We start from the raw sequence: 18654 nt of genomic DNA, 5'->3' as shown, positions 1-18654 counted from the left end.
GTATTTTCAAAGTAAAAAAAATCAAAAAAATAAGTGGAATATTTTAAATGAAATTTCGATATTTAATGGGTGTGATGTTATGTGCTGTGCAGAGCTTCAGCTATGCAGCCGAAATCACGGGCACATGGAAAGCCATTGATGACAAAACGGGCTATGCGCGTGCTGATGTTGAAATCAGTAAACTCAATGATGGTACCTACCAAGGTAAAGTCATTCGTATTCATGCCATTCCAAATCGTCCTGCACATACCCATTGCTCTAAATGTAAGGAGGCACTGAAAGATGTACCTATTCTGGGTCTCTCTGTCTTATCAGGTCTAAAGCCAAATCCAGAAAAGAAAAATGAATTCGTTAATGGTTCAATTCTCGATCCACTAACCGGCAATGTCTATAAAAGCAAGGCAACGCTGAATTCCCGAGGCAATGTGCTGACGCTTCGTGGCTATGTAGGTACACCCATGCTCGGACGTACAGTGTCCTGGGTGAAAGTCGAATAAACCTCATTTTTTTATAAATTCTCATCTGTAAGCTGTCTGACCAGATCAAAGGCTTGGACAGCTTAAAATCATTATCTTTATTCCATTCCTTATCACGAAAATATTGCCCCTCTCATTAGGATGAATGAACGTAATTTTTAACTCATATTCATTTTTCTTAATTTAATGTGATGATTGACTGGTATTTAGTGTATTTTTCACGTTATATTAATCCCATAATTTTTTTATGACTTTAAGAAATTAAATATATTTTCAATAACATGGGGTAATGTGGCAATGAGATTCAAACTGCTTTGTTCTATCATTCTTACAGGAGCAAGCACCATCAGTCTATCTGCTTTCGCCAACAGTGACCCATTACTTGGCCACTGGAAAACCATTGATGACCGTACCGGTTATTCCTTGGCAGATGTGGTAATTAGTAAGGATGCCCAGAACCGCTATATTGCCAAAATTGTGTATGTTCGTGAGATTCCTGGGGCAGCTCGACAGCAGACTTGCACTCTATGCAAAGGCGCATTGAAAGATCAGCCTCTCATTGGACTGACGATGCTCAAGGGATTGAGTAGTCATCCCGACCATAGCAATGAATTTATCAACGGCACTCTGCTCGACCCGGCTTCTGGTCAGCTTTATCAGGCCCGTGCCCGCCTGAAAAATAATGGCAGGCATCTCGCCATTCATAGCCGCGCTGAAGGTGCAACGGTCGGACGCAATATGACCTGGATTAAAAACTAGTTTCGAATTCAGACTATTAAGAAAAAAAGCTCCTAAGGAGCTTTTTTATTTTTATCTCATGTGATAATTCACATGTATTCATTAATTTTATGCCAATCTCATCACAATTTATACTATTGATTTTGTTACAATTTATAAATAAATTAGAGTAATAAGTCTAATATGAATAATCATTGATCAACAGGCATGTTATGAAGAAAATTTTAAGTCGCTTAATGATGGGGATCACATTGGCAACAGTAGCAGGTTTAAGCCTTGCTTCTGAAGATCCACTACTGGGGAAATGGAAGACTATCGATGATCAATCCGGTTATTCTCGTGCTGATGTCGAAATCCGCAAAAAACCAGATGGTAGCTATGAGGGAATTATCGTAGAAACCCGCAGCCTGCCAGGTGCAGAAAAACTGGGAATCTGTAGCAAATGTCCAGGACAGCTTAAGAATAAACCATTTATTGGCTTGCCATTTATCTGGGATTTTAAGGCAGACCCAAAAAAACCTCGCGAATTCCATGATGGCAAGGTACTTGATCCAATCAGCGGTAAAGTTTACAAAGGTAAAGCACGTTTAAGCGCCAATGGCAAACGCCTGACCCTGCGTGGTTATGTAGGCGTTTCGGTTATCGGACGCAGTGTTACCTGGATAAAATACTAATTTTTTTCAGTTTTCCGTGCCCCTGTTTCAGGGGCTTTTTTAATGGTTATGATTTGAAACAATTAAGTACAAATAAAAACTGTTTCCCTTAGCCCAAACTCATAATAATGAATCGAAGACGGTTATTTTTTATTCACACAATGATCTATCTTCAGCTGCAATTCAATCTGCTACGGACTCTGGAACAGAGTATCCATGCAACATGTATTCCTCAATTGATAGGCATGGGTAAATGTGTGTTGCAAACAACGGATGGTTTGCAAATGACAGATAAAACTATAAAAACAGATGCCCGCCTAGATCTTTGTTTCCCTGCTCAGACTGAGCTGTTCAGGTTCAAGCAGGATTTCCATAGGATAAGAGTTCCTCTTCTAGGTAGGATGCTGGTTCAAATAGCATCCCATACCGTTAGGGCACAGCGCAGCGGCCATAAAATATTATGGCATTCCCCTACTTCAGGACGACCTTCCTTTCTGAATGTCTCAAGCCTGGCTGTTTAAGGAGTAGAGCTATGACTACAATTCAATATAGAGAAAACTTTTCCAACGGTTATATCCCCTCTGAAATCATGGATGATCGTACCTTTGATTTGTTCCACTTTTCTGAAGCATGTGGCCAAAGTCCGGAATGGGTGATGCAACTCATTGAACATGGAATTTTGCCGAACCGTTCTAAAACGCATCCTGGTACCTTCCTCGGGGAAGATATTACTCGAGCACAACGGGCTTACCGTTTGCAGCGTGATTTTGATGCTTCCTTTAGTGCCGTTGCCATGATGCTGGATCTCATTGATGAAGTGCAGGAATTACGTCGCGAGGTGAAACATCTGCATTTCAAGTAATGTCTTTTAATGTCCGGTCTGCTTGAGTTAAATCAATGCGGACTAGGGCATATTTTGCTTTTTTCTTTTATTTTTTGAGTGATAAATATCCCTATGAAAACCAAAGACTGCAATAAAAAGATCAAATATATGTTCCCAGAATACCGTGATTTAATTGTGCAATTACGTGAGGAAAATCCGTACTTTGCCCGACTGTTTGAGGAACATAGTGAATTGGACAAACAGATTAGCCAGCTTGAACTCGATCCAGTCAATCATATCAATGATGATATCGATGCGATTAAACGCAAAAAACTGAAATTAAAAGACGAGATTTATCGCATGTTAAAAAATTCTGAAGCCGATCCGCTTACCTGAATGAGAACAGCTTTCTCAACCAAGAGTGTTTCAATACAAGGCTTAAGCATCCGTTTTACTTAAAATGTGATTATTAAATGATCTTGGCTCTTAAATAAAGAATCTGTCCAAATAAAAAAGCCCGCATGATGCGGGCTTTTTCAGACTTAAAAAGTCATCGAATTATGCTTGTTCGATGTCTTTCATTGTCAATTTAATACGACCACGGTTATCAACGTCAGCAACTTGTACTTTCACTTCCTGACCTTCTTTCAATACGTCAGCCACGTTGGCAATACGTTCGTTAGAGATTTGAGAAATGTGAAGCAGACCGTCAGTACCCGGCAGAATGTTCACGAACGCACCGAATTCAACGATACGAATCACTTTACCTGTGTAGATGGTACCTGGCTCAACTTCAGCAGTCAGCGCTTGGATTTTTGCAATCGCAGCTTGTGCAGCAGCTTTAGTTTCACCAAATACGCGTACTGTACCGTTATCTTCGATGTCAATCGCAGCTTTAGTTTCTTCAGTGATTTGACGAATCGTTGCACCACCTTTACCAATCACGTCACGGATCTTGTCAGGGTTGATGTTGATCACTTGGAAAGTTGGTGCGTGCATAGAAATTTCTGGACGAGCACGTGAAATCACTTGGTTCATTGCATTCAGGATGTGCATACGACCTGCATAAGCCTGGTTCAATGCAACTTCCATGATCTCTTCGGTAATACCTTCAATCTTGATGTCCATTTGTAGCGCAGTAATACCGTTAGCAGAACCCGCTACTTTAAAGTCCATATCACCAAGATGGTCTTCGTCACCCAGGATGTCAGAAAGAACTGCGAAACGTTCGCCTTCTTTCACCAGACCCATTGCAATACCCGCAACTGGTGCTTTAAGTGGAACACCGGCATCCATCAATGATAGAGAAGCACCACATACAGACGCCATTGAAGATGAACCATTAGATTCAGTGATGTCAGATACGATACGGATCACGTACGGGAAGCGGTCAGCTGCTGGAAGCACGGCTTGAACACCACGACGAGCTAGACGGCCGTGACCGATTTCACGACGTTTAGGACCAGATTCACGACCTGTTTCACCTACAGAGTATGCAGGGAAGTTGTAGTGAAGCATGAAGTTATCAGTTTTGGTACCAGCCAGGGTATCTACCATCAACGCATCACGAGTATTACCCAGAGTAGTAGTGACCAATGCCTGAGTTTCACCACGTGTGAATAATGCAGAACCATGAGCACGCTCTAATACGCCAACCTGTACATCAAGGGCACGAACAGTTTTAGTATCACGACCGTCAATACGTGGTTTACCAGACAGGATGTTGTCACGTACGGTACGGTATTTAAGATCTTCAAATAATTCGTTTACGTCATCAGCAAGACCAGTTTCGTCGCCTTCTGGAACGAACTGAGCTAGTGCTTCTGCTTGAAGTGCATCAAGTGCTGCATAACGGTCTTGTTTCACCGCAACGGTATATGCTTCAGAGATTTTCGCTTCGAATGCTTCTTTCAGTTTTGCACGAAGGTCTTCGTTTTTCTCAGGTGCAACCCAAGTTGATTCTTTCGCACCAGCTGCAGTCGCGAATTCTTTGATTGCTTGGATCGCGATTTGCATTTCATCATGACCGAACAATACTGCACCCAGCATTTGGTCTTCTGAAAGTTCTTTCGCTTCCGATTCAACCATCAGTACTGCAGATTCCGTACCTGCAACGACAAGATCAAGATCACTTTCTTTCAATTGTTCAAAGCTTGGGTTTAGAACGTATTCACCGTTGATCAGACCCACACGTGCCGCACCGATTGGACCACGGAATGGTGTACCTGCAATCGCAAGTGCTGCAGAAGTACCCAGCATTGCTGCAATGTCAGCTTCCATAGTCTTGTCAGAAGACACAACAGTCGCAGTCACCTGGATTTCGTTATAGTAACCTTCTGGGAACAATGGACGAATTGGACGGTCGATCAGACGTGAAATCAGCGTTTCAGCTTCAGATGCACGGCCTTCACGTTTACCGTAACCACCAGGAATACGGCCAGCTGCGTATTGTTTTTCTTGATAATTAACAGTCAGCGGGAAAAAGTCTTGACCTGCTTTAGCAGTGGGTTGAGCAACAACAGCAACTAATACAGTTACGCCGCCCATGGTAATCAATACGGTATTGGCTTGACGCGCAACACGACCTGTTTCTAGGACAACCTGATGTTGGCCAAATTGGAATTCTTTACGAACAATATTAAACATCGACATGTTTTATTTTTTCCTGATTTTATTCTAGTGGAGACCCCTAAGGTTTGGCATTCACATCCAAATGGACGGGTAAATGACAAAGCTTAGAAGCCGACCTCACCAGAAATAAACACTATTTTTAAACACAAAGAAGGAGCGAACATTCGCCCCTTCCCCTGATCTAGCCAAAGGCTAAACCGACTTTAGTTTTCAGTAATAAAGCACAAGGCATGCAATAAACCCGAAAATAAAGTTTAAATCGAATTAACGACGTAAACCTAAAGCACCGATCAATGCAACATAACGACCGTGGTCTTTACCATTTAGGTAGTCAAGAAGCTTACGACGTTGGTTAACCATACGGATCAGACCGCGACGGCTATGGTGGTCGTGTTTGTGCTCTTTGAAGTGACCTTGTAAGTCATTGATTTGAGCAGTTAAAAGAGCTACTTGAACTTCTGGTGAACCAGTGTCGTTTTCAGCGCGAGCAAATTTAGCAATGATCTCTGCGCGATCTGCGTTTGTTAAAGCCATTCGATTTCTCCGAGATGCTTATATATCTTGATAAAAATCAAAGTAATGAGAATTCAATACATTGACTGCCGTGCATCACTACAGCAAGTTGCATATTTTAAGGGAAATTGCGTCAGATTGCAAAAATAGATCATGAATTTTGATGGTATTGGCTGCCAAGCTGCCTTGGCTTATTTACTGATATGAATAAATTCCATATGGTTCAATTTACACATAATTTCAGGAATTGGACTTGATCTGGCTTATGAGTAGCTGTTTAGATAACTGCAGGAATTAACTGATCTTTTTATATTTAAAATATTTCTGATCGCGCTTAGAAATAAATGATAAAAAAAAGCCCGAGTAAACTCGGGCTTTTTCGCGCTGTAGTTTCTTCTATTATCATTTTTTATTTATTGTTTTTTTAGTGCGTTTTACGCTTTATTATTTTCAAATCTTCCTGACTAAAAATAACTTCCTTGTGTGGTAGATTTTGCCATATTGTCGAAATGCTCATAGAGGCATTTATCCTCACTCGCTGTAAGCCATTGCGTACAAAATTATCATCGAAATTTGCAAAATGTTACACTTATATATCTTTTAATTACGCTATTTACTTAAATTTACTTATTCTGCCAATTTTATCGTTCTATAAGATTACGGCAAAATTCCATTAACGGCAGATATAAAAAAGCCTTGTAGTCTCTCCCAAAACTACAAGGCTTAGCGGCTGTAAGTTTCCTCTTTCACTTACTTCACTGTAAGTTCGCTGTCTGGTGACATTCTTGTTCTTATTATGCGATTTATACCCAACTTTCCGTGTTGAGTTCTTTTGTGTGACCAATCTTCTCAAAAACCGATTAAAAGCTCCATGCGCCAATTTCCTGAATCCATGTAAGCATTTACCTACAAAAGTTATTTATTTTTTGCCAATACATTGTTACATTGTTCAAGTATTTTTTCGCTTAAACCACTTATTCGTGTGGTTCTTACACATAGCGCTTGTGTAAACGCATCACGATCTACCAGCAAGCTCACGACTTTTTTAGCTCGAGTAATCGCTGTATAAATCAGTTCCTTACTCAGTAAATTTTTGGCTTGTTGATCAAGTACTACAGCCGTATGAGTAAATTCTGAACCTTGCGATTTATGAATCGTCAAAGCAAAAGCTGTTTCTATACTTTTTGGCAGGCGTGTCGCCAGCACCCATTTTTCCAGACTCGGGAAATATACTTCAAATTGTGATTGTCCTTCTTGTTCTCTCCAGAAACAGATTCCAATATCACCATTGGACAGACCCAGCTGATAATCGTTATAAGTCATCATCACTGGTCGGCCGGTATACCAGTCGCCCTGTTTTAACTTGCCTACACTGGCCAGAAAACGCTGTTCAATCTGCTGATTGATTTTATTCAAACCCAGATCACCATGCCGGATTGCGGTGAGAATCCGGTAATGATCAAAGTGCTGAATTGCCTGCTGCACATATTGCTCGAAATCAGTCTGATCCTGAGCCTGTTTGATCGCGTCCGCATAAGCCTGATAGCCATACATCAGTTGATCATAATATGGGTCTAATTGGAGACCTGTAGTTGGGTTTATTTCTGGCAGATATTGCAGTTGCAGCTGGTCAATCTCTACCTGGTCCAGTGCAATTACTTGCAGCTCACTCGCAGCAACCACTTGCTGTTCAAACTGGTTTAAAACTGATGCTGGAACATGCTCCTGCTGGATAAAGTGTGCCATCGCACCAATTCGGGCGCCTGAGGCAAAACGGCGCGTCGTGATTAAATTGACCCAGTTATCTGCCAGAACAGAAGTCTGCTGCAAGTCTGCCAGTACAGTGCCGACATCCACCGAGGCCAGTTGGTCTGCATCGCCTAACAGAATTAAGCGGGCTGAATCTGGCACTGCAGCAAGGAGCATCTGTGACAGGCTTAAGTCCAGCATGGATGCTTCATCGACCACGATCACATCATAGGGTAAAGGCTGCTTGGCATGAAACCGTGGGCGTCCCAACCGCCCCAAGCCTAGTAAGCGGTGCAAAGTAAAGGGTTGAACCTGCTTTAAAGCCTCCAGTTCAAAAGCTTGTAACTTTTCACTATGTAAGGCTTTCTGCAAGGCTTCCTGCATCCGCTGCGCCGCTTTACCCGTCGGAGCGGCCATCGCAATCCGGATATTGGGTAAGGCTTCATGCAGTACCGCAATCATATGTGCCAAGGTATAGGTTTTACCTGTTCCTGGCCCACCAGTAATAATATTTAGTCCCTGCTTAGCGACCATTTCCAGCGCTTGCTTTTGCTGTGGATCTGTCAGGAGGTTATGATCACTCTCACTTAAATTTACTGGCGTGATGGCTTGTGACTTGATCCGGGCGATCTGGGTGGCGACCGCCTGCTCCAGCTGCCAGTAGCGGTATAAATACAATTGCTGGTTTTCAAAAATAAAGGGTGCAATACCCTGAGCCTGCTGACTCCGATCCAGCACCAGATGATGCAATAGAGCTGTTTGCTCGGCACTGGCCGGAATACAACTATTGCCCTCCTGCATCGCCTCAAGGAGCTGCTGAATCAGCAATTTTGCGGCAGCATCAAAAGTCGCCGAACTGAATGGTGGCTGACATAGATAGTCAATCCAGGCCATTAAATGGGCTGATTGCTGAGACACGTGAATTTGCTCATTTTCCACACAGTTATCCTCAAAGTTATCCACAGGATAATCTTCTGTTTAAACTCTTAAAATTTTATAAATCATCAAAATTATGCTGATTTTTTCTGCTCAAAATAGCCCAGAATTTCATCCAGTTTTAGAATAAATTCCAGACTAGACTGCCAGTGATAAGCGCCTTGTTCAGCCTGACCATTCATACCGCGCAGATACAGATAAGTCGCTCCACCTAGATGCTGCTGCATGTCATATCCCTGCATGTTCACGCTTAGATAACGATGCAGTGCCACCAGATATAATGCCGCTTGCAGCCAGTAACTGGAGTGAGTCATATTCTGCTGGATGGCTTCGGCCGTGTAATGCTGCTGATCCGGCCCGAGAAAATTGCTTTTATAATCGGCAATATGATAGCGCTGGCCATCAAAATAAACCAAATCGATAGACCCGGTCAGATAGCGTGCTGATTTTGCCTCATTAAAATCAGGCATGAGAATATCATGCTCGGCAAACAGTTGCTGGATCTGACGAATCTGTAACGGCGCATCGGTTAAAGACAGATAAAACGGGAATTCAGACAAATAAGTACCTTGCTGCAACTGCTCCAGGCTGAACTCTGCCTGTAGGGGTGCAGCCAGAATTTCTTTGAGCCAGTCATGAACCCGATTGAGCAGAAGATCTTCAATCATCTCATCAATGAAATGATCGAATGCCTGCTGAAAAACGGTTTCTACATCCAGTTGTGCTGCTGTCTCAGCAGGCGTCATCTGCGCCATTTCCTGTTCGAAAAACTGGATAAAAGGCTCATCATCAAGTTCTGTAACATAGCGTTGAAACTGCCCTAAGAAGTTCAACCATTCAGAGTGATCGAATGTTTGAGCGGAACGGAAAAACTGCTGCCATTCCTGACGATAAGCTTCACTCTGATCATGCAGGCGAATTCCGGTCAGGATTTTATAATTCAGGCTGGAGAGTACTTTTTGCATACTCTGCTGCAATTTCTCCGGCTGCATTTGACCTTGACGGGCCACCTGACTGAACAGGGTCTGTAAATTCACACAGGCCGTCTGATAGCCCGGAGTAAATGCTTGCTGTAACAATGGACGAACATGAAAGGCCTGATGAAATTTCTCTTTCAGTTCTTGCCAGATTTGTGGTGCCGTATTTTTAAAACGGCGACGGATTTCCAGATTCCAGTAACTGCGATCCTGAAAATCGATATGCTCAAAAATACTGTGCAGGAAAGTTCCCGCCACCGTGCCTTTTGGAAAATTTAGCTTGATCCAGTCCAGTGGTTGACTGGCTACCTGCTGTTCTAGTTCCAGCAGATTCATTTCATCTGCGGCACTGTCTGGACGTTCAGAAGCGATGACCAGATCATCCTGCAATATTGCCTGATGCGGGAGATGCTTTGACAGTGCAGTAAAACTGGTTTTGGTCCGCGGATAGAACTGTCGCTCCGGTAAAGGATGAGCCTGCATCTGTAACGGTGCTTCTGTCTGTTTTGCCACAATTCTAGGCGGCTCAGAAGCCAGAGGTGGTTCAAGCAGACTTAAGGCATGCTGAAAGACCGCCTCACCTTGTCCACGCCAGAACGCCAGACCTGAATCCGCTTGTCCGCTCTGATCTTGCAGCATGGCATAAACCCGGTGACTGGCCCGGGTCAGTGCCACATACCAAAGCCGGTGATTTTCTGCGGCATTCCGAGCCGCATTTTGCAAAATCGCCTGCTCATGCAAGTCCTTATGGTTAACCGCAATCACCCGGGATTGTTCCAGTACATTTTCCGCGGCTGACAGGGAAAAGTTCAGATTCCCCTTATTTACATCAAAAGGTGCATCGGCACCCAACAGGAACACCACTTTGAATTCTAGGCCTTTGGAAGCATGGATGGTTAAGAGCTGTACCCCATGATCGCCAGAGAGTTTGCGTTCTTTTTCGTTGTCCTTGCCTGAAGGTGATTGCAACTGACGCAGATACCAGTGATACAGCTTTTGAGCACCCTGATAATATTCGCTTTGCTGGCACAGAATTTCGGTCAGGTGACGTAAATTTACTACTACCCGTTCATTGTCCAGACTCTGGCCTGCAACCAGATTGGTCCAGACCTGAAACAGGTTTAAGGCATAATTCCAGGCCGTCAGAAACCCTTTTTCAAACCATATTTCCCGGATGGCGTCAAAGTCGGCAATATAGCGGCTCAGACCTTCGCTCTGCTCTTGCAGTTCAATTAGCTTTTTCAGGTTAAAACCCAATAAACGGGTCAATAAGGCACGTTTGACTTTGGCCTCGTTAAAAGGCTCCATGATCGCGGTCAGAACAGCTGCAACATCCTGAGCCACTGGGCTGGCAAAGACGCTCTGCTTGGATTCCTTATAACAGGGAATCCCCATGCGTTGCAGACGCTGCTTGACCTGTTCCAGCGTATAATGACCAAAACTGAGGACTGCAATATCATCCGCTTTTAAGTGCTGAACGTTGTCACCTTGCTGAAAATATAGCTGCTGCTGTTCAGACTGATTTAATAACTGGCGAATTTTCCAGACCACCTGATCGGCTTCAACGTCCTGCTCACTGAGCTGAATCCAGCGTAGTGGATACGGATTACTCAGCGTTTTATCGATTAAATCCGGATGTGGCCGGCTTCCCGCCTGAATCAGGGTGTAATGCACCTGTTCACCAAAATCCATCTGGCGTTGAAACAGCGCGTCCACCACCTCGACCAGAGGCTTTACCGAGCGATGGTTCTGGATCAGAGTGTATTCACGGCCCTGCTTTTGCCGCACGTCGGCACGCGCCTTGTTATAGGTCAGCATGTCGCCGCCACGGAAACCGTAAATCGCCTGCTTCGGGTCCCCGACCATGATCATACAGCCGGCTTTGACCCGATTCGGATCACGCCAGATTTTAGAGAGCAGATCATCCTGATCCTGATTGGTATCCTGGAATTCATCCACCAGAATCAGTGGATAACGCGCCTGTACAAACTGGGCAAAACGCTGACCTTGCTGTCCCTGTAAAGCTTCAGCAAGGGTACGGATTTGTTGGGAAAATGTGGTTTCACCCTGTTTTTGCAAGGTTTGTGGTAGACGGTTCTGCACACTGCGAATAATATGATATTCAAGATAGGTGGTCAGCTGCTTCAGCTGGGCATCCATCTTCTCTTTGACTTCGCACAATCCATCAATGGCTTGAATCAGATTATTATGTAGAATCTGCTGCTGCTCTGCTTCCGGACAGCTTTTGTTAAACACTTGTGTCGTCGGCTGAAAATCGGTTTTTTTACGACGCAAATAACATAGGTTCAATAAGATCGCATGCAGTTCTGGATCAAAAAAGCTCATCACACCTTTAGTTTTCAGTGCCGCCATCCAGGTCATAAAGTTTTCACAAACGTCACTTAATCTGGTGAAAAAACTCTTATGAAAATACTTCGGAGAATTCTGGCAATACTCCCGAATGATCTCAATTTCATGTTCATGTACATCGAACAGGCGTTGGATGCAGTGCTCTAGTTCAGCCAGATCCCATTCGACTTTTTCTACCTTCTGAAAGTATTGCACACGGAAATTTAGAGCATCACGGACCAGCCCGGTATAGTGCTCCACTGGTTTTAACAGGTTTTGCAGATACAGATGATTGACCATATATTGCGGCTGCTGCTGGATCCATTCCCGCAGTACATCATGAATCAGCTGCTGGATATACAGGTCCTGATCTTCAGTCAGTTCAGCCCGTTCAATCCTGCCGCTTTCAAAAGCAAATTCACGCAATAATTTTTGACTAAAGCTGTCTAGTGTTCCAACAAACAGCTCATCCAACTGGTTCAGAACCAGACGTAAACGGCGCCGGGCGTAATCCATGCGTGATCCATAATCTTTCAACACCTGCTGGAACAGCGGATCCGATTCAGCCTGGATTTTGGCGGTGATTTCGACTGAATTCAGCTCCTGATGACGCTGAATGAAGGCCAACGTTTCCTCGACTCTGAGACGTACCCGGTTTTTCAGTTCAGCTGTGGCCTTACGGGTAAAGGTTGTGGCAATGACCTGATGCGGATAATACTGATCCAGAAAAATCCGTACCATCAAACTGGATAAGGTATAGGTTTTACCCGTACCCGCGGAAGCTTCAATCCAGTGCAGGCCGCTAAAGCGCATGTCCTGAATCGGATTGGTTGAAATCTTTTTGTTCTGGTTGGGTAACATGGTCATTATTCTTTTATCCATTCCAGATATTCATGAATCGGTGCATATAACGCATGGGCAAAGTCATGGCAGCAGCGTTGCAAGGCCAGATCCGGGTCCTGATCCTGCAAAATAAACTGCCAGTCCTGATGTAGCTGACTAGATTCATCTGAGGTCAATGGCTTGGCTTCTTTAGGGTTGTAACTATTATTCCAAGCCTTTAGCAGTTCCTGCATCTCGGCAATGGTGATCTGCCCCTGTTCATTTTCGGTCCATTCCCAGGCCTTTTTCATCAGCAATTCGGCTGGTAATACCAGCGGCTGGGTCTGTCCGACTTCCCAAGCGTTCAACCAAGCCTGTAAATGATGACGTGCCTGACTAGAACGCAGTCCAGAAAATTTCAGGGTTTTATTACTAAAAATGACAATCCGCTCCAGCTGTGGCGACAACTCGTCATTATTCAGATAGGCCAGCCAGAGCAGATATTCCAGCCAGACCTGTGCCCGACGTTTCTCTGAAGCCGAAGAAGACTGCATGCTGAGCCAGTAACTGCTGTGCGGCACTTGTGGCAAGGTAATATGGATCAGCAGCTCAGGATTATATTGCCAGGTTTGCTGCGTTACAGGTGTCAGTTCTTTATTTAGTTGCAATAAACGTTCTTTCAGCGATTGCTGTTCCTGCTGACTGCTGAGCCAAGTCGCTTCCTGAGTTTTTCCGACCGGCAAGCGGTCCAGCATCAGCTGTGGCTCAATCTTTTGATCCTGTTGCAGCAGAAAATCCCGAACCTGATACTGTTCCAGTTTATTCAGCAATAAGGGTTCTCGTGAACTTGGCAGATCGGCATATCTCACACTGGAAATACCGACACTTTTCAGGAATAGGCGTGCCGGGAAAATCATGTCACGAATCCACTCATCCCCTTTGAGCACCCGGATTTCTTTCTGCATCAGTGCCGGATAATGGGCATTGATCCAACTGCTGCGCTTGCCCTCTGCACTGCGAATATATTCTGCTACAGCAAACCACTGAGTCTGATAACGTGGAGTATGAGATTCCACATAACCGATCGGGTCAAAAGGCTGTAATGAATGCACATGATAGAGCTGACGGATATGCTTGGCCACGCTCAAACCATTGAGCTCAACCGTTTCATCGACTTCAGCATCGGGCTGGTCTGAGTGACAAATCAAGGCAATATGCTGGATCAGTTCTTGCAATGAAGTGGATGGATCACGTGCTTCTCCGTCATCAACATCAAAACCATTATAGAATAGCCATAAATTGTCCTGCGCCAGTAGCAATGCATCCAGAAAAGCGCCTTGGTCATCATCCAGACGGGAACGATCCCCTAGTTGCGGCTTCAAACTGTTCATCAGGTCAAATGGCACCTGCTGATTCCGGCTCGGGAATTTACCGGTATCCAGATTCAGCATCACCACCAGCTTATACGGCAACGGACGGATCTGACCGATTTGACTAAAGGTAATTTGTCCGGTCGGCTCGGCCTGATCCAGTTGCATCTCCAGCGTATTCTGAATTTCTTCCAGTACATAAGGCAATGGCAGACTTAAGGCGACCAGCTCCTGGCTGGCCTGCGGATCATCCTGATCATGGTAATCGGCCAACGTCAGCATCCGCATCTGCTTGTCAATGATTTCTGCGACCGTCTTTAAGGACTCAACCCCGGCTTCACGGAACTCATTCAAGTCTTCACGCAGATATTCCAGCCAGGTTTTTACCGGGGTACGTTGTCCCTGTTCATGCAAAATCAGCCAGTCACGGCGCTGTACCAGATCCTGATAAATCTGGATCAGAGTCGAAATGAGAGGAAAATCACTACTCAAGACCTGAGCATAGCTTAAGGTGTCCTGAAACAGAGCATGTTCTGGCACTGCAAGTCCGAGTGCCAGCCGATCCAGCGCAAACTTAAAACTGAAGCGGTAGTCTTCATCACCGGCAGTCAGGCTTTGCTGTAAATGCTGCTGATCCAGACCGCGTTTAAAGCCCGCTTCACCCAGTAACTGTAACATGCGCTCAACTTGGGTATAGTCCAGTGCATAAAGTTGCTGGGTGGCATTCAGGCTGAGCCAGTCGGCAAAATCTTCAATACTGAAACGTCGATGCACCAGCTGAATCCGGCCCAGTACCGCACGCCAGGCATTACTGACATCGAGTCGGGATACCCCGGCAATCTGAATAGGTAAATATAGATTATCCTTTTGCAAACGCTGACTATTGCCTTCCCGTTCTCGCGGTGGTGGTGCAAAGACACTCCGAATCGCCGGCTCCAGCTCTTTCAAGTTCGGGGCCAGCACCAGAATATCGCTCGGCTGCCGTGGGGCATCTTCGGTACCTTGAGCCAGCCAGTGAATCATCTGTTCTTTTAAAACTTCCAGCTGGCGCAGTGAAGAATGGCAGACATGAATCTGTACCGAATCATCGTCGGGTTTAAGCGGATACTGGTGTTTTTCCGGTTCCAGCAGGTACAGAATATCCGACTGGATCTTGGCCAGTAACCTATCCTGATATTCATCCACGAAAGCATCCGCCCAGAGACCTTCTTCACCTGAAGACAGTTTGGATAATAACGAGAAATGATCACGCGCCTGTTTGCCAAAGCGGGTCAGCAAGGGATGACGCGATTCCCGGTCTTCGGCATTAAAGTTCAGCTGAAAGGCAGCAAAGAAATGCTGGATTTCGGTATCAGTCGGCAAACATCCCTGAGATTTTTCAAATTTCTTGATGAAACGTTCCTGCACGCCAAGGTCATAACGTGCTTTCCAGTCCGGATCGACACTATCGGCCCAGTATTCTTGTGATGGGTTAAAGTGGAAAATATAAATATCGATGTATTGACCGAGACGGCGCAAGAAATCCAGTTGACTCGGTGGCAATTCTAGCAAGGTAAAGACCACGACCTGTTGTGGCAAACGTTTTAAAGCCTGTGCCTGAGTATCTTCATTTTCCAAACGTTCCCAGTACATCTGTTCGATGTCCAGAATCTTGGCATAATCATCCTGAAAGACATGCTGCCACAGCCAGCGCTGCCAGGCTTCCAGTTCGCGTGCCTGAATCTTGACGAAGTCTGCCACCGGAATTTCATGGCCATTTTCATCTTTAGGAATATAGATCATCTGCTCAAGATCGAGCGCGATATCCTGCCCCCAGGACGCTAGCCAGTTGGTGGGACAACGGCATTCCTGTGGCGGGCAATTCCGCGCGCAATAACCACGATAATCCATATAATGGCTAAACAGGCGCGAGACCTGTTCGGATACCCAATACAGCATGCTCTGTTTTTTCAGCTGCTTTTCTGTGCCCTGCTCCAGGCGATCTGCACTGTCATAAATCCGTTTGATAATCGAATACAGCGGATGATCGATCTCTAATGGAATCTGCTCAGGCAAAATACATTTGCGTAGTGCCTGAAATACCCGCCATTTAATAATAATTCTGGGAATATTGGCTTCACGAACCTGTTCGACTTCTTTGGGATTATTCAGCACCCACTGATAGGAAGTCCATTGAAAGGCACGGATCCGGTGATGAAACTGGGTATTGGCGCTGATGCCTTTTTTCTCAGCAATTTTTTGAGTGAGCCAGGCTTCGACTGCAGGAGACGGCACAATAAAATGCCGCGGCTGTAACACGGCCAAGGGATTTTTTGCGCTCTGGTTGACGATACGCAGCATACTATCCAAAAGCACATCAATGCGTTGACTCTGAATAACATGAATTGCCATCGTTTCCCCTGAAAAATGAGATGGAGCAGTACTACAAAATGATAAAGATTATTTACTATACTTACCGAACTGTCTATGTCACTTTAAAACTCATACTTCAGTCAAAAAAGTTCTTTGAAAAAAGCATCTTATTGATGTTTGAACAGAAAAAAACAACATCTAGCTTTAGGTAATGCCCATGAAATTAGACAAAATTCCAGATCGTATCGATCCAAGTTTAGATTTAGACAGAATTCGCAACGAGTGCTTAGAGCTAACCAAAAAACGTGCCTACTATTCTGCCGGAGCAGCCGTGATTCCGGTGCCATTTCTGGACGTGGTCATTGATGTCGGCATTCTGTCGCAACTGATACCGGAGATCAATGCCCGCTTTGGTTTGGCCCCTGAACAGATCAGTGTGTTTGATCCTGCAACCAAACAGGTGCACTGGAATGAACTGCGTAAACGCGGAATCGAGTTTTCCGGTCTGGTGGTGGCACGTACAGCAGTCAAAAAATCTTTGAACAATGTTGCAGCGAAAGTGATCACAAAGCAAGTCACAAAATTCATTCCACTCGGTGGTCAACTGGTAGCTGCGAGCCTCGGTTATTTTGTCATGAAAAAAATTGCTGAAGCACATGTTGAAGATTGCTATCGTACTGCAAAAAATATTCAGCAAAAACAGATTGCTCAAAGCAAATAAATTTCCCGTCTCATTTTTTATCCCCAAACTTTTCAAAATTCAGGCAGATTAATCTGCCTGAAGCTGCTTTAAAATTGTTTTTAAAATTTCAACCCGAGCGGTGTTTTTATCATCAGTGGCGATAATGTGCCATGGCGCCTGTTCTGTCGATGTACGTTCAAACATGTCAGCTGCCGCTTTTAAATAATCATCCCAACGTTCCCGGTTACGCCAGTCTTCATCGGTGATTTTAAAGCGCTTATGCGGAGTATCTTCACGCGCCTTGAAACGGGCGGCCTGTTCTTCCTGGGAAATCGCCAGCCAGAATTTGATAATCACGGTTTGATGGTTAATCAGGCTCTGTTCAAATCGGTTAATTTCATCATAGGCCCGCTGCCATTCTGCCGGGCTGGCAAAGCCTTCTACCCGTTCTACCAGCACCCGACCATACCAGGAGCGGTCAAAAATACAGATATCATCATCGGTCTGCAGCTTGTTCCAGAAACGCCATAAATAAGGACGATTCAGTTCATATTTTTCCGGCGCCCCGATGGTCTGGATTTCATATTCACGGGGGTCCAGCTTTTTCACAATCCGCTTGATCGCTCCACCCTTGCCTGCTGCATCCATCCCTTCAAACAGTAAAATCACATTGTGTGGGTCTGAGCGCAGCGCCTTGGCCACCTGAGGAGACAGTTTTTTCAGTTCCGCCTTATAGTCCTCTGTCTTGGCAAGCTCTTGCGAAGGATGCTGCAATAATTCCGGAATTTTGGCTTGCTTCCATTGTCCCTTGGCTCGAACCGGATGATTCGGACAATATTTTAAAGATTGCAAAATATGTTGTGCAAACTGCTGGTCACGCTGTTTTTCATCTTCCCCATCAATGATCAGCCAGTCTTCGTCTTTAGTAAACCGCTCTCGCAAACGCTGCACGGTGTCGTACTTTTTTTTGTCGCGCCAGTCCAGGCCATGCAGTTTGTGCCATTGCATTTCACTCGGATCAATCTGATCCAGGCGTTTTTGTAGCACTTTCCAGGGCAAGTCGAACCAGACCTTGACCACATCAACATAGTTATTTTTTAGATCCTGCTCAAAGACACGCATATCTTCCAGATAGGCATCAAACTGGGCATCATCAATGGCGCCGGTTTGCATCGTGGTTCTCAGCAGATCGCTGTACCAGTTACCAAACAAGACCATGATCTGGCCCTGGGCAGGAATAAACCGTGTATAAGGTTGCCAGAAGGTCTGTTTTTCTCCTAATACTTGCGGCTGATCGGCCTTCACCTGCAAATAACGAGGATCTATCCATTCACGTAACTGTTTGACTGCTTCGCCCTTACCTGCCAGCTCAATTCCATTGACCAGAACAATTAGGCTTTTGCCATTTTTCTGACCTTGGGTTTTTCTCAGATCATACTGGGCATTGATCAGCGTAAGGGATAGCTCGTCTTCATCCATTAACTGGAAAATTTGTTCTTCTGTACGCATGGAGATCCCTCATCTTTTATTCTTGTGGACAGTATAGCGAGGAGTCTGAAGGCAAAAATAGCGTTAGCAACGTT

At 44.9% G+C, this 18654-nt stretch carries 12 protein-coding genes; 6 read left to right on the top strand and 6 right to left on the bottom strand.

Annotated elements, in window-relative coordinates:
- Positions 1-47: 47 nt before the first annotated feature.
- The 5 genes from RJ01_RS10285 to RJ01_RS10260 all read left to right on the top strand — a co-directional run bounded on the left by RJ01_RS10285 (position 48) and on the right by RJ01_RS10260 (position 3086).
- Positions 48-497 (top strand): DUF2147 domain-containing protein, encoded by a 450-nt coding sequence (locus RJ01_RS10285; RefSeq protein ID WP_004781733.1) that lies wholly within the window; start codon positions 48-50, stop codon positions 495-497.
- Between the two features lie 276 nt (positions 498-773).
- Positions 774-1235 carry a DUF2147 domain-containing protein gene (locus RJ01_RS10280; RefSeq protein WP_034170997.1) on the top strand — a complete coding sequence of 154 codons (462 nt, stop codon included), beginning with the start codon at positions 774-776 and terminating at the stop codon, positions 1233-1235.
- Between the two features lie 191 nt (positions 1236-1426).
- Entirely contained in the window at positions 1427-1888 is a 462-nt protein-coding gene (locus tag RJ01_RS10275; RefSeq protein WP_004781731.1) for a DUF2147 domain-containing protein, read from the top strand.
- A gap of 511 nt (positions 1889-2399) precedes the next feature.
- Positions 2400-2729, top strand: coding sequence for a chaperone modulator CbpM (locus tag RJ01_RS10265; RefSeq protein WP_004781729.1), 330 nt, complete (start codon positions 2400-2402; stop codon positions 2727-2729).
- Positions 2730-2822: 93 nt separating this feature from the next.
- Complete coding sequence (locus RJ01_RS10260; RefSeq protein ID WP_004781728.1) at positions 2823-3086, top strand: YdcH family protein; 264 nt, start codon at positions 2823-2825, stop codon at positions 3084-3086.
- A gap of 162 nt (positions 3087-3248) precedes the next feature.
- On the opposite strand, the gene pnp is transcribed toward RJ01_RS10260, so the two are convergent.
- The 5 genes from pnp to RJ01_RS10235 form a co-directional block, all read right to left on the bottom strand.
- The gene (gene pnp / locus RJ01_RS10255) at positions 3249-5336 is read right to left on the bottom strand and encodes a polyribonucleotide nucleotidyltransferase (RefSeq protein ID WP_171064785.1); all 2088 of its coding nucleotides are present in this window, start codon (positions 5334-5336) and stop codon (positions 3249-3251) included.
- 249 nt (positions 5337-5585) lie between these two features.
- Positions 5586-5855 carry a 30S ribosomal protein S15 gene (gene rpsO / locus RJ01_RS10250; RefSeq protein WP_004637724.1) on the bottom strand — a complete coding sequence of 90 codons (270 nt, stop codon included), beginning with the start codon at positions 5853-5855 and terminating at the stop codon, positions 5586-5588.
- Between the two features lie 894 nt (positions 5856-6749).
- Complete coding sequence (gene recD, locus RJ01_RS10245; RefSeq protein ID WP_034170996.1) at positions 6750-8522, bottom strand: exodeoxyribonuclease V subunit alpha; 1773 nt, start codon at positions 8520-8522, stop codon at positions 6750-6752.
- A gap of 71 nt (positions 8523-8593) precedes the next feature.
- A complete protein-coding gene (locus RJ01_RS10240; protein WP_034170995.1) occupies positions 8594-12712 on the bottom strand; it encodes a UvrD-helicase domain-containing protein in 4119 nt (1372 codons plus the stop codon).
- The gene (locus RJ01_RS10235; RefSeq protein WP_034170994.1) at positions 12712-16428 is read right to left on the bottom strand and encodes an exodeoxyribonuclease V subunit gamma; all 3717 of its coding nucleotides are present in this window, start codon (positions 16426-16428) and stop codon (positions 12712-12714) included. Before RJ01_RS10235 ends, RJ01_RS10240 begins: the two co-directional genes overlap by 1 nt.
- Positions 16429-16606: 178 nt before the next feature.
- On the opposite strand from RJ01_RS10235, the gene RJ01_RS10230 reads away from it, so the two are divergent.
- Positions 16607-17110 carry a hypothetical protein gene (locus RJ01_RS10230; RefSeq protein WP_004781723.1) on the top strand — a complete coding sequence of 168 codons (504 nt, stop codon included), beginning with the start codon at positions 16607-16609 and terminating at the stop codon, positions 17108-17110.
- 48 nt (positions 17111-17158) lie between these two features.
- Here RJ01_RS10230 and RJ01_RS10225 read toward each other — a convergent pair whose 3' ends face one another.
- A complete protein-coding gene (locus RJ01_RS10225) occupies positions 17159-18580 on the bottom strand; it encodes a phosphate--AMP phosphotransferase (RefSeq protein WP_034170993.1) in 1422 nt (473 codons plus the stop codon).
- Positions 18581-18654 lie beyond the last annotated feature (74 nt).

This window comes from Acinetobacter sp. YZS-X1-1, assembly GCF_000804305.1.
GTDB lineage: Bacteria > Pseudomonadota > Gammaproteobacteria > Pseudomonadales > Moraxellaceae > Acinetobacter > Acinetobacter variabilis.
Note: the sequence above shows the minus strand (reverse complement) of the source record. Positions and strands in the feature narration are given on the sequence as shown.

What these genes read in the sequence shown, in the direction of transcription:
- RJ01_RS10265 (WP_004781729.1), top strand. Translation starts at nt 2,400, where the DNA reads ATGACTACAATTCAATATAGAGAAAACTTTTCCAACGGTTATATCCCC.
- RJ01_RS10235 (WP_034170994.1), bottom strand. Translation starts at nt 16,428, where the DNA reads ATGGCAATTCATGTTATTCAGAGTCAACGCATTGATGTGCTTTTGGAT.
- RJ01_RS10275 (WP_004781731.1), top strand. Translation starts at nt 1,427, where the DNA reads ATGAAGAAAATTTTAAGTCGCTTAATGATGGGGATCACATTGGCAACA.
- RJ01_RS10225 (WP_034170993.1), bottom strand. Translation starts at nt 18,580, where the DNA reads ATGCGTACAGAAGAACAAATTTTCCAGTTAATGGATGAAGACGAGCTA.
- rpsO (WP_004637724.1), bottom strand. Translation starts at nt 5,855, where the DNA reads ATGGCTTTAACAAACGCAGATCGCGCAGAGATCATTGCTAAATTTGCT.
- RJ01_RS10260 (WP_004781728.1), top strand. Translation starts at nt 2,823, where the DNA reads ATGAAAACCAAAGACTGCAATAAAAAGATCAAATATATGTTCCCAGAA.
- RJ01_RS10240 (WP_034170995.1), bottom strand. Translation starts at nt 12,712, where the DNA reads ATGACCATGTTACCCAACCAGAACAAAAAGATTTCAACCAATCCGATT.
- RJ01_RS10230 (WP_004781723.1), top strand. Translation starts at nt 16,607, where the DNA reads ATGAAATTAGACAAAATTCCAGATCGTATCGATCCAAGTTTAGATTTA.
- pnp (WP_171064785.1), bottom strand. Translation starts at nt 5,336, where the DNA reads ATGTTTAATATTGTTCGTAAAGAATTCCAATTTGGCCAACATCAGGTT.
- RJ01_RS10285 (WP_004781733.1), top strand. Translation starts at nt 48, where the DNA reads ATGAAATTTCGATATTTAATGGGTGTGATGTTATGTGCTGTGCAGAGC.
- RJ01_RS10280 (WP_034170997.1), top strand. Translation starts at nt 774, where the DNA reads ATGAGATTCAAACTGCTTTGTTCTATCATTCTTACAGGAGCAAGCACC.